This is a genomic window from Burkholderia latens (genome assembly GCF_902499045.1).
GTDB lineage: Bacteria > Pseudomonadota > Gammaproteobacteria > Burkholderiales > Burkholderiaceae > Burkholderia > Burkholderia latens.
On the sequence record NZ_CABVPL010000067.1, the window covers coordinates 1 to 11,954 of the forward strand.

At 68.9% G+C, this 11,954-nt stretch carries 11 protein-coding genes; 5 read left to right on the forward strand and 6 right to left on the reverse strand.

Features of this window, described 5'->3' with window-relative positions:
- From BSE24067_RS29790 to BSE24067_RS29800, 3 genes are all read left to right on the forward strand, one after another.
- The coding region (locus BSE24067_RS29790) for a cobalamin biosynthesis protein (RefSeq protein WP_174904956.1) at positions 1-201 on the forward strand (201 nt) is incomplete at its 5' end.
- Positions 202-234: 33 nt separating this feature from the next.
- Positions 235-837 carry a cob(I)yrinic acid a,c-diamide adenosyltransferase gene (gene cobO, locus BSE24067_RS29795; RefSeq protein ID WP_151068311.1) on the forward strand — a complete coding sequence of 201 codons (603 nt, stop codon included), beginning with the start codon at positions 235-237 and terminating at the stop codon, positions 835-837.
- Between the two features lie 3 nt (positions 838-840).
- The gene (locus BSE24067_RS29800; protein WP_151068310.1) at positions 841-2,145 is read left to right on the forward strand and encodes a cobyrinic acid a,c-diamide synthase CobB; all 1,305 of its coding nucleotides are present in this window, start codon (positions 841-843) and stop codon (positions 2,143-2,145) included.
- Between the two features lie 90 nt (positions 2,146-2,235).
- Here the strand turns inward: BSE24067_RS29800 and BSE24067_RS29805 are convergent, their stop codons facing one another.
- The gene (locus BSE24067_RS29805; protein WP_151068309.1) at positions 2,236-2,535 is read right to left on the reverse strand and encodes a type II toxin-antitoxin system RelE/ParE family toxin; all 300 of its coding nucleotides are present in this window, start codon (positions 2,533-2,535) and stop codon (positions 2,236-2,238) included.
- Between the two features lie 60 nt (positions 2,536-2,595).
- Positions 2,596-3,759 carry a M20 aminoacylase family protein gene (locus BSE24067_RS29810; protein ID WP_151068308.1) on the reverse strand — a complete coding sequence of 388 codons (1,164 nt, stop codon included), beginning with the start codon at positions 3,757-3,759 and terminating at the stop codon, positions 2,596-2,598.
- Between the two features lie 354 nt (positions 3,760-4,113).
- Between BSE24067_RS29810 and BSE24067_RS29815 the strand changes: the two genes are divergently transcribed.
- Positions 4,114-5,184: a type IV toxin-antitoxin system AbiEi family antitoxin gene (locus tag BSE24067_RS29815; RefSeq protein WP_151068307.1), complete on the forward strand. Its 1,071-nt coding sequence runs from the start codon at positions 4,114-4,116 to the stop codon at positions 5,182-5,184.
- Entirely contained in the window at positions 5,153-6,058 is a 906-nt protein-coding gene (locus BSE24067_RS29820) for a nucleotidyl transferase AbiEii/AbiGii toxin family protein (RefSeq protein WP_151068306.1), read from the forward strand. Before BSE24067_RS29815 ends, BSE24067_RS29820 begins: the two co-directional genes overlap by 32 nt.
- Positions 6,059-6,288: 230 nt before the next feature.
- Here the strand turns inward: BSE24067_RS29820 and BSE24067_RS29825 are convergent, their stop codons facing one another.
- From BSE24067_RS29825 to BSE24067_RS29840, 4 genes are all read right to left on the reverse strand, one after another.
- Complete coding sequence (locus BSE24067_RS29825) at positions 6,289-7,332, reverse strand: GNAT family N-acetyltransferase (RefSeq protein WP_151068305.1); 1,044 nt, start codon at positions 7,330-7,332, stop codon at positions 6,289-6,291.
- Positions 7,332-8,171 (reverse strand): formyltransferase family protein, encoded by an 840-nt coding sequence (locus BSE24067_RS29830; RefSeq protein ID WP_151068304.1) that lies wholly within the window; start codon positions 8,169-8,171, stop codon positions 7,332-7,334. Before BSE24067_RS29830 ends, BSE24067_RS29825 begins: the two co-directional genes overlap by 1 nt.
- A gap of 86 nt (positions 8,172-8,257) precedes the next feature.
- Positions 8,258-10,528, reverse strand: coding sequence for a TonB-dependent siderophore receptor (locus BSE24067_RS29835; protein ID WP_151068303.1), 2,271 nt, complete (start codon positions 10,526-10,528; stop codon positions 8,258-8,260).
- 46 nt (positions 10,529-10,574) lie between these two features.
- Positions 10,575-11,951, reverse strand: coding sequence for a lysine N(6)-hydroxylase/L-ornithine N(5)-oxygenase family protein (locus tag BSE24067_RS29840; RefSeq protein WP_151068302.1), 1,377 nt, complete (start codon positions 11,949-11,951; stop codon positions 10,575-10,577).
- Positions 11,952-11,954: the final 3 nt, after the last annotated feature.

Here is an 11,954-nt window from a genome sequence, read left to right on the forward strand (position 1 = left end):
CCGCTCGTCGCGTTCGACGCGGCGCAGCTCGCGCAGTGCGCGCCGCTTGCAGCGAGCCGTCCGTCGGACGCCGCGCTCGCGCGCTTCGGCGTGGCCGGCGTGGCCGAGCCGTGCGCGATGCTTGCGGCGCCCGCAGGCCGGCTGCTCGGCCCCAAATCCATCGTGGGCGGCGTGACGGTCGCGCTCGCCGGCCCGCTCTGAACGTTTGTTTCGCTTTCGACAGGACGATTCCCAATGAAGACCGATGCCGAATCCCATCAGCGGATGGCCGAACGCCGCCGCGCCGGCCATGAAAAAAAGCAGGCTGCGGCCACGCAGGAAAAGGGCCTGCTGATCGTCAACACCGGCAACGGCAAGGGCAAGAGCACCGCCGCGTTCGGGATGGCCGTGCGCGTGCTCGGCCACGGGATGCGGCTCGGCGTCGTGCAGTTCATCAAGGGCGCGCTGCATACGTCCGAGCGCGATTTCCTCGGCGCGGTCGCGCAATGCGATTTCGTGACGATGGGCGACGGCTACACGTGGAACACGCAGAACCGCGACGCCGACATCGCGACCGCGCGCAAGGGCTGGGACGAGGCGCGCCGGATGATCGAAAGCGGCGACTACCGGATGGTGATCCTCGACGAACTGAACACCGTGCTCAAGTACGAATACCTGCCGCTCGACGAAGTGCTCGCGACGCTCGTCGCGCGCCCGGCTTCGGTGCACGTCGTCGTCACCGGCCGGCATGCGCCGGATGCGCTGATCGATGCGGCCGACCTCGTCACCGAGATGCGGCTCGTCAAGCATCCGTACAAGGAACAGGGCGTGAAGGCGCAGCCCGGCGTGGAGTTCTGACCGATGCCGGCCTGCCCCGCGCTGTTCGTCACCGCCCCCGCGTCCGGCCAGGGCAAGACGTCGGTGACGGCGGGCCTCGCGCGGCTGCACCGCCGGCTCGGCCGCCGCGTGCGCGTGTTCAAGACCGGGCCGGATTTTCTCGATCCGATGCTGCTCGAACGCGCGAGCGGCGCACCGGTGCATGCGCTCGACCTCGGGATGGTCGGGGAAGCCGGCTGCCGCGCGCTGCTTGCCGAGGCCGCGCGCGACGCGGACCTGATCCTGATCGAAGGCGTGATGGGGCTGTTCGACGGCACGCCGAGCAGCGCCGACCTCGCGGCCGCGTTCGGCGTGCCGGTCGTCGCGGTGATTTCCGCGAAGGCGATGGCGCAGACGTTCGCGGCGATCGCGTTCGGGCTCGCGCGGTTCCGGCCGGGACTGCCGTTTCACGGCGTGCTCGCGAACCGCGTCGGCTCGCCGCGGCATGCGGAACTGCTGCGGCAGGCGCTGCCGGGCGACTTGCGCTGGCTCGGGCACGTGCCGGCCGATGCCGGTATCGCGCTGCCGGAACGGCATCTCGGCCTGCACCAGCCAGCCGACATCGCCGACCTCGACGCGCGGCTCGAGCGCGCGGCCGACGTGCTCGAGCAGACGGCGCTCGCCGGCTTGCCGCCCGTCGTCGCGTTCGCCGAACCGGACGTTGCCGCCCCGCTGCCGCGCGCGCTCGCCGGCAGGCGGATCGCGATCGCGCGCGATGCGGCGTTCTCGTTCATCTATCCGGCGAATCTGGCGCTGCTGGATGCGCTCGGTGCGCAACTGCAGTTCTTCTCGCCGCTCGCGGACGAACCCGTGCCCGGCGATTGCGATGCGTTGTTCCTGCCCGGCGGGTATCCGGAGCTGCATGCAGCGACGCTCGCGGCGAATGCCGTGACCGCGCGGTCGATTCGCGCGCACGCGGCCGCCGGGCGGCCGATCGTCGCCGAATGCGGCGGGATGGTGTATCTGTGCGAATCGCTTGCCGACGCGGACGGTGCGACGACGCCGATGCTCGGGCTGCTGCCGGGCCATGCGACGATGCAGCGCCGGTTCGCGGCGCTCGGGATGCAGCAGCTGGACACGCGCACCGGGACGATGCGCGGTCATACGTTTCATTATTCGCGGCTCGAGACGCCGCTGGCGCCGGTGGCGAGCGCCGCGCGGCCCGATGGCGGCGCCGGCAGCGGCGAAGCCGTGTATCGCGCGGGCCCGATCGTCGCGACGTACATGCACATGTACTGGCCGTCGAATCCGGACGCGGCGGCGGCGCTGTTCGATGGGAGCCTGTTCTAGTTCGGGCGGGATCGCAGCCGGAGCCGAACGGCGCTTCGCACCGGAATTGCGAGCCCGCTTCGACGTGGCCGCCTTGCACGCGGCTTGCGTCTACAGATGCCGCTCGATGTCCATGCGTTCATGCATCATGCGGATGACATCGAACGACGCGTCCGTTTCGCGATAGAACACGACGTGTGAGCTTGCCGCGTATCGGAAATAGCCATCACGGGCAATGCAGGCGCGACCGACTTTTCGGCCGCGCGCCAGCGCTTCCATGGTTGCAACCAGATCGCGGTGGTAGTGGTCTGCTTGCTCCAGCGACCAATGTTCGGCGGTGTAGCGCCAAATGTCTTCGAGATCGCGTTCGGCCAGAGGGGTGAGTTGAAGTTGCCGACCTTTAACCGCCATGCGATCTCCGCATGCGGGCCAGGAACGCCTCGCTATCGAATGCCTTGGGCGCGCCCGCCGTTACACCAGAAACGCCTCGGCCAGCTTCACCCAATACGACGCACCGGCCGGCAGCGCCGCGTCGTTGAAGTCGTAGCCGGGGTTGTGCACCATGCAGCCGCCCTCCCCGTCGCCGTTGCCGATGATCAGGTAGCAGCCCGGCCGCTTCTCGAGCAGGAACGCGAAATCCTCGCTGCCGGTGAGCGGCGCCATCCCGTCGATCAGGTTCGCTTCGCCGGCCCACTCACGCGCGACACCGCGGGCAAACGCGGTCATCTCGGCATCGTTGACGAGCACCGGGTAGCGGCGCTGGTAGTCGATCGTCGCGGTCGCGCCGAACACGGCCGCCTGCGCGTGAACGACTTCGTTGATGCGCGTCTCGAGCAGGTCGCGCACGTCCGGCTTCAGCGCGCGCACCGACAGGCGCATCTGCGCGCGATCGGGAATCACGTTCGGCGCGTCGCCCGCATGGATCGCGCCGACCGTGACGATCGCCATGTCGAGCGGCGACACGTTGCGCGACACGATCGTCTGCAGCGCGATGACGATCTGCGCGCATACGACGACCGGATCGATCGCCTTGTGCGGCACCGCGCCGTGGCCGCCGCGCCCTTGCACGTCGACGATCACGGTATCCGACGACGCCATGAACGGCCCAGGCAGGAAGCCGAATTTACCGGTCGGGAAACCGGGCATGTTGTGCATCGCGAAGATCGCATCGCACGGGAATTGCTCGAACAGCCCGTCGTCGAGCATTTTCTTCGCGCCGCCGAGCCCTTCCTCCGCCGGCTGGAAGATCAGGTTCAGCGTGCCGGAAAAGCGGCGTTCGCGCGCAAGGTGCTTCGCGGCGGCGAGCAGCATCGCGGTGTGGCCGTCGTGGCCGCACGCGTGCATCTTGCCGGGGATCGTGCTCTGGTACGGAAGACCGGTCGATTCGTGGATCGGCAGCGCGTCCATGTCGGCGCGCAGGCCGAGGCGCTGCGCGCCGTCGCCGAGCTTCAGCTGCGCGACCACGCCCGTGCCGCCCAGCCCGCGATGCACCGTGTAGCCCCACGCCTGCAATTGCTCGGCGACGAGGTCGCTCGTCGCGAATTCCTCGAAGCCCAGCTCGGGGTGCGCGTGAATACGGTGCCGGATCTGGATCATTTCGTCGGCGAGGCCTGCGGGAATCACGCTGTGCGTCACGGTGTCGTCTCCTGGGTGCTGGTGGGGGTGCTGGCAAGGATAGTCCGACGGACAGCAACCAGACAGACATAAAGTCGTCGCGGCGGCAACCTGGAGTTGCCGGCCGGCCGCCGCGACGCGCGACGAATTGGGCAGACCGCGCAGACCAGCCGTCCGGACGACTGCCGCGCCGGCCGGGAATGGACGACACTGTGAGTTCGGGCGCAATTTTTTGGCGGAGGGAATCGATTGATTGCCGCTCAAGATTATAAAATAGTTCCATCAGATCAAAGTGTTGGTCACGTTTGTTCATTTTTTGACGCTTGTACATTTTTTGTGTACGCTGATGGAAAAGTGAACAAGCGACCCGCTCCGATGCCCGACAACGCTCCTCTTCCGATCGCGGAACAGCACGTGCTGGACGAAGCGTGCACCGCGTTCGAACGCGCGACCCGGCGCTTCAACGCCCGGCCCATACGCGTGCCGGCCGCATACCGCGCGCACGCCGACGCGATGATCCGCTTCCGCATTGCCGGGCAGACTCTCGAATTGCCGGCGGCCGTGAGCGCGGGCGTCGAAACCGTGCAGGATGCGCGCGCGGCGCTGCGGCGCCGCGGCAGCGGGCCCGCGCCCGGCGAGCGGCCGCTGATGCTGGTCGCGCCGTACGTCTCGGACGAACTGGCCGCCCGCCTGATCGACGAACGCATCCCGTTCGTCGATACCGCCGGCAACGCGTGCCTGCTCCAGCCGGAGGCCACCGTGATGATTCTCGGGCGCCCGAAACCGACCCGCATCCCGCGCCGGCAAGCGTCGCGCGCCACGACGCCGAAGGGGCTCGCCGTGATGTTCGCGCTGGCGACGCAGCCGGGCCTCGTCGCGCAACCGTACCGCGCGATCGCCGCCGTGTCGGGCGTCGCACTCGGCACGGTGAACCTCGCGATGGACGACCTGATCGCACGCGGGCTCGTCGCGCAGCGGCGCAACGGCGAACGGCTGATGTCCGACTGGCCGCGCTTCGTGCAGGAATGGGTCGCGCTGTACCCGAGCCGCCTGCGCGCGAAACTGCCGGCCCGGCGGTTTGCCGCGCTCGCCCCCGACTGGTGGCGCGGCTTCGATTTCGCCGCCTTCGATGCGCGGCTCGGCGGCGAACCGGCGGCCGATCTGCTGACGCACGACCTGAAGCCGGCCGCGATCACCGTCTATACGCACGGCGCCGCGTCGAACCGCCTGCTGCTTCACGCGCGTCTGCGCCCGGACGAGCACGGCGACGTCGAACTGCTCGAAGCATTCTGGCCGCCGTCGCCCGCACTCGACTGGCGCGAGCAGGACGTGCCGCTCGTGCCGCCGCTCCTGATCTACGCGGATCTCGTGTCGTCCGGAGACAGCCGCAATCTCGCCGCCGCCGAACACATCCATGACCGATACCTCGCCCGCCCGCCCGCTTGAAATCGACGCGCGCCGGCCGCTCGAACCGGCCGCGGTCGCACTGCTGCAGGCCGTCGGCGCGGCGTGCGCGCAACTCGATGCGGCATTCGTCGTTGCCGGCGCGACCGCGCGCGACATCCTGATGTGGCACGTGCACGGCATCCGTCCGGTGCGCGCGACGCGGGACGTCGACGTCGCGGTGTGCGCGGTCAGCTGGCCGTTTCACGAACGGCTCGTCGATGCGCTCGTCGCGACCGGGCAGTTCGCCCGCGCGCCGAAGCATCAGCAGAAACTGCTGTTCGACAGCGGCTCGCCCGGCTTTCGCACCGAACTCGATCTGGTGCCGTTCGGGCCGCTCGAAACGCCGCCCGGCGAAATCGCATGGCCGCCGGGCGGCGACTTCGTGCTGAACGTGCTGGGGTTTCAGGAGGCGGTCGATACGGCGCTGGCCGTGTCGATCGGCGGCGGCATCACGGTGCCGGTGGCGAGCCTCCCGGCGCTCGCGCTGCTGAAGCTGCTCGCGTGGAAGGACCGGCGCGCACGCCAGAACAGCGATGCGTACGACCTGCTGTTCCTGCTCACGCATTTTCACGATGCGGGCAATCGCGAACGCATCTGGGACGTCGCGCCCGATCTGCTGGAACAACACGGCTTCGAGCCCGAACTCGCTGCGGCGGCGCTGCTTGCGCGCGACGCGAAGCGGATCGCGTCGGCGCACACGCACGATGCGATCCGCGCGCTATTGTCCGACGACGCGACCTGCGCGACGCTCGGGCAGGATCTGCAGGCCCGCGCGTTCGCGCTGTTGCCCGGTGAATTCAATGGCGACGCCGACCGGTATCTCGACGCGTTCCGCGGCGGTTTCCTCGCGGATCCGCCCGCTCGTCGAGGATGACAGGCTGCGGCGCGGCGGCCATGCGATCGTGCGTGCACGGCATCATGCCGACGCTGCCCGGTCTTCGAACGACAACCCCCGCGACACGGCCGCATTCGCGACTATTGTTCGTGACGAGCACGGCATGCATCGGCGATGCGTTCCTGCCGACCGCAGGGCCGATGCCCGTCGCCCCCGGCAAGCCGCACGAAGCATCATCCAGCCGCGCCGGCGCTTCGCGCCGCATCCGTTCACGGCAACCGGAAAGTGTCGAAGAACGTCTCGCGCTCCATCACGGTGAGCGCCGCGCGCTTGTGCGGGAAATCGAATTCCTTCAGCGTGTAGAACCCGAGCCGGTGCATGTACGCGATATGCCGCACGTGATCGACGCGCGGCTCGCCGACGAGGCGCTGCGTGCGCGGTTCGTCGACGAACATGTAGTGCAGCACCCCGCTCCACCACGCATGCAGCTTGCCCGCGCTCTGGAAGCGCGAGTCGCCGATCAGCAGGTGCAGCCCGCGATCGTAGTCGTGCGCGTCGTAGAACGGCGCGAGGCGGTCCTCCTTCGCCCAGTAGAACTCGAAATAGCCGAACGGCGTGTCGTCGAAATAGCCGATCGTCGGATGCATGTGCGGATCGGCGAGCCGCTCCGCGAGATACGCGGTGTGCTCGGCGAGCGTGCCGCGCTGATCCCAGAAGTGCGCGACGCGATCGAGGTTCATCCAGTCGCTGAACAGCTGTGCATGCGCGTCGACGTCGACGGTGCGCAGGCTGAACGTCATCCCGACCTGCGGCATGTAGCGCGCATAGATCTCGCCTGCCGGCGACGGCGGCCGCACCGGATGCCGATGGCCGTTCGTGATCGTGTAGCGCAGCGGCATCCCGCCCGACGCGCTCGCCTTCAGCCACGGCCGCGGGTTCTGCCAGAACGTCGCGCGCGATGCGGTGACGCGCAGCCGGTCGCCCGCGACCTGCGCGCCGTCGATCACGCCTTCGCGCACCGCCCGCGCGACATACGCCGCGACGGCCGCCGCGTCGGCGCCGCCGAGCGGCAGCGACACCGTCGCCGCGTCGTGCCGCGTGTCCGTGTTGAACAGCGTGACGAATTCCGCAAGCAGCGCGGCCGGCGGATCGTCGGGGCGCCATGCGTCGAGCGTGCGCTCGGCAGCGGCCGGCGCCTGCTCGTGCGTGCCCGTTCGTGCATGTGCGGCGCCGTCGAGCGCCGCGTTCACGTCGCCTTCTACGACATCTGCCGTAGGCGCCGTGGCTGCCGGTTGCGTCAGCGTGTCTTCCATCACAGTGCTCCCGCGTCGTGGCGGTCGGCGAGGATGTGCAGCCCCCGCTCGAGCGCCGGAAACAGGCTGCGCTGGAAGTTGTTCCAGCGCAGTTCGAGAATCGTGTCGTCCGGCGCGATCGGCGTGTCGAGCACGTCGCAGATCACCTCGCCGGAATCGATGCCGTTGTCGACGTAGTGGAACGATGCGCCCGTCATCGTCACGGGCTCGACGTGCGACGTCGTGCCGCTCGCCCAGTCGACCCGTTCGCCGCGCGCGCCGTGCAGCGCATCGAGCGTCGCCCATGCGCCGCGCCGCTGGTACGGCGAGCCGTCGGCGGTGATGCCGGGGTGGATGTTCGCGATGCGGCGATGAAAGCGCGCGCCCGGACGCACGAGCTCGTCGAGGATCACGAGCAGCCCGTCGAGCACGACCACGTCGGCATCGAGTTCGAGCAGCCGCTCGAGCAGCCGGCGCTCGAACGCCTGCTTGCCCGTTACACGCTCGCGCGCGTCCCGCGGCAACCGCCGGTACGTCGACGCGATCGTGCAGAACAGGTCGTCGACCGGCCGGCCCTGCACGGTCAGCCCGTCGGGCAGGATCCACGGGCTGCCTGGCGTGCGCTTGAACCCGTAGTCGGCGACCTTCGCGCGGTCGGCCGGCGAGCCTTCGTCGTCGTCGACGATCACGCCTTGCAGCGTGTAGCGTTCGCCGAGCGGCGAGTCGTTCAGGCGCTCGACGAGGAACTCGAGCGGCGCTTTCATGTAGCGCGTGCCGCCACGGTAAGCGACCGGCTGGCCGGCGCGATCGGCCGCGCCGTTGCGCAGCGACTGGATGTAGACGAGATTTTTCTTCGGCATGGAGGCGTCGTGGAAAAAGCGGACGACGGCGCCGCGGCCCGCCCGCGCCGGCCTTCGGGCCGGCCGGCGCGCCGCGGCGCGCGGCGTCACCAGTTGTATTTCGCGGTGGCGATCACCGTGCGGTCGGTACCGAAAATGCAGACGCTCGTCGACTGGCAACCGCTGATGTAGTGGCGGTTGAACAGGTTCGTCCCGTTCACGGCAAAGCGCCAGTTACGCGTGTCGTAGTGCACGCCCGCATCGAACAGCGTGTAGCTCGACACGGTCAGCGAGTTGTCCGCCGCACCGGCCGACGCGCTCTGGTAGCGCACGCCGCCGCCGAGGCCGAAGCCGGTGAGCGGCCCGGTGTGCCACGTCCAGTCGGCCCACAGCGACGCCATCTGGCGCGGCCGCGGAATGTCGACCGGCCAGTTGTTCAGCGATGCGTCGTTCGCCTTCACGTTCTTCACGTCCTGGTACACGTAGGACGCGATCAGCGACAGGTTGCGCGTGAGCTTGCCGGTCGCGTTCAGCTCGATCCCGCGCGAGCGCACTTCGCCGGTCTGGATCGACGTCGTGCCGGACGGATCGAGATTCGTCGGCGTCGGCGTGAGCACGTTGGTCTGGTTGATCTGGTAGATCGCCGCGCTCAGCATCATGTTCTTGCCGGGCGGCTGCCAGCGCAGGCCGGCCTCGATCTGCTTGCCGCGCGTCGGCTGCGGCAGGCCGCCGCCGTACAGGTTCACGCCGATCAGCGGATTGAACGACGTCGCGTAGCTGACGTACGGCGACAGCCCGTAGTCGCCCTGGTACGTGAGGCCGACGCGGCCGGTGAATGCGGTGACGTCGGCCTTCGACTGCGTGCCGCCCGCGCGGTCGTCCATCCGCTGATTGACCCAGTCCTCGCGGCCGCCGAGCGTCAGCGTCCAGCGGTTCCACTTGATCTGGTCCTGCGCGTACAGTCCGAACGTGTTCATCGTCGTGTACGTATTGGTGCGGAACGTCGCGTCGGGCGTGAACACCGCCGACGTGACCGGCGTGTAGACCGGGTTGTAGATGTTCAGCGTCGGCGCGGCAGCCAGCCATTCGCTGTCGGTCGCGGTCTGCCGGTTGTACTGGAAGCCGAGCAGCAGCGTGTGCTCGAGCGGCCCGGTGCCGAAGCGGCCCTGCAGGTTGTTGTCGATGTCGAAGCGGCTGTAGTTCGTCTGGAACACGCCGGCCCAGCGGTTGATGTCGGTCAGATTGTCGTCCGCGAAGCCCGCGCCGAACACCGAGCCGTTGTCGAGCGACAGGTGCATCCAGCGCAGGTTCTGCCGGAATGTCCACATCGAATTCAGGTTCCGCTCGAACTGGTAGCCGAGCGACCACTGCTTCTTGCGGTAGTAGTTGAAATTCGGATCGCCGCCGTAGACGTCCTTGCTGATCTGCCCGTTCGGGTTCGGCAGCACCGTGCCCTGGGCCGGCAGGAAGTTCGACGAGATGTCGCCCCAGTCCTGCAGATACGTCGCCGACAGCGTCAGCGACGTATCGGCGTCCGGGCGCCAGCGGAACGACGGCGCGAGCGCGACGCGCTGGTCGTTGTTCGGGCCCGTCAGCGCGTTGCCGTCGCGCGCGACGCCGACGAACCGGTACGCATACTTGCCGTCCGCGTCGAGCTTGTCGCCGACGTCGAGCATGAGCTGCTTGCGCGCATAGTTGCCGAACTGCACGCCGGCTTCGCGCACGCGCTCGCCGTCGGCCGTCTTGGTCTGCACGTCGATGATCGCGCCAGGATCGCCCGCGCCGTACAGCACCGACGTCGGCCCGCGCAGCACGGTGATGCTGTCGATCATGTACGGATCGACGCGCCAGCTCGACAGGTTCAGCGTGTTCGGCACCTGCAGGCCGTTCACGTACGCGGTCGGCGTGAAGCCGCGCAGCGCCGCGTACCAGTCGGAGCGGTTGTCCGAGCCGTACGACGAGAAGCCGGGCACGTAGCGCAGCGCCGCGTTCACGTCGGTCGCGCCCGTCATCTCGATCTGCTGCGCGGTGACGACGTTGATCGTCTGCGGGATTTCATTGATCGACGTATCGGTCTTGGTGCCGGTGCGGCTGCGCTTCGCGACGAGGCCGACCGTGCCGTCTCCTTCCGCGCCCGCGTTGACGTTGATCGCCGGCAGCGTGCCGGCCGCCGGGCCGCCCTGCGCGCCGCTCGACGTGCCGCCCGCACTCACCGCCGCCTTGCCCGCCACGCCGTTCTGCGCGCTGCTCGCCGACGCCGCGGCGCCCGCGTTCACGGCCGGCGCCGTCTGCGCGTATGCGGGCCCTGCGGCCATCCCGAACGCCACGCTTGCCGCGGCTGCGATCGCACGCACACGCGTGCCTGTTGCCCACTCCATCTTTCTCTGCTCCACTTTTTCGATGCGGTCTCCGACCGCGCCTTTGTCAAAGAGCGAAAGCCATGCGGCCTGCGCTCGCCCCGTGTTGATGTCGTTGTTCGTGCGCTGCGCGGCTCGCGCCGTCGTCATGCGCAGCCGCGATGCCTTCCTCGAGCGACGCGCAAATTTCGTCCGCGCGGCGCGCCAGCACCGACAGCAGCGTGTCGGACAGCCCGTGGCTGTCTTCGCAGCAGCCTTGCAGGTAGATGCGCGGCGCGAAGTGCTCGGGCGTCGCGAGCAGGTAGTCGCGCGTCACGTCGCCGCGCGTGAGCGCATCGCCGAGATGCGGCGCGAGCCCTTCGAGCAGCGCCGCATGCGTGTCGCGCCGGTAGCCGGTCGCGAGCACGAGCGCGTCGAACCGTTCGACGCGCGTCGCGCCGTTCATCCGGTCGCGCAGCGTCAGCTCGATGCGGCCGTCGCCGCCACGCACCGCGGCCTCGATCGCGCTGTTCGCGAGCAGCGCGTGGCGCGCCGTGCCGTCGATGCGCTGCAGGTACAGCATTTCGTAGATCTGCTCGATCAGCGGCCGGTCGACCACCGCGTAATTGGTGTCGCGATAGCGCTCGAGCAACGCGCGGCGCGCGTCATGCGGCTGCGCGTAGACGACGTCGGTGAACTCCGGGCTGAAGATCTCGTTGACGAACGGGCTGTCGTCGGCCGGCTTCAGCGCGCCCGCGCGCATCACGAGGCTCGCGTCGACGTGCGGGAAGCGGCGCGCGAGATCGACGAACACCTCGGCCGCGCTCTGCCCCGCGCCGATCACCGCGACGCGGCGGCGCTCGCCGGCCGGCGACGCGACGAGCCGGTCGATGTCGGACAGATACGACGACGAATGGATCACGCGGTCGCGGCCGAGCGCGGCGAACGCGTCCGGCACCGCCGGCGTGCCGCCAACGCCGACCGACAGCGCGCGCGTCACGCGCTGGCGCTCGCGGCCGGCCGCGTCGCGCGACAGCACGCGCAGCGCGTCGATGTGTGCGCCGTCGCCGGGCACGGCCTCGATCGCGGTGACGGTCTCGCTGTAATGCACGTGCTCGTCGAACGCGTCGGCGACCCAGCTCAGGTAGTCGTGGAATTCGACGCGAGTCGGATAGAAGTTCTTCAGGTTCACGAACTCGTTCAGGCGGCCGCGTTCGAACAGGTAGTTGATGAACGTGTAGCGGCTGGTCGGATCGCGCATCGTCACGAGATCCTTCAGAAACGAGATCTGCATCCGGCAATCGTCGAGCAGCATCCCGCGGTGCCAGCCGAATTCCGGCTGGCGCTCGATGAAGCAGTGCGTGAACGGCCGTGCGCCGCCGCGCTCGGCGAGGCGCACGGCCAGCGCCAGATTCGACGGCCCGAAGCCGACGCCGATCAGGTCGAATACGGTTTCTCTCTGCATGTC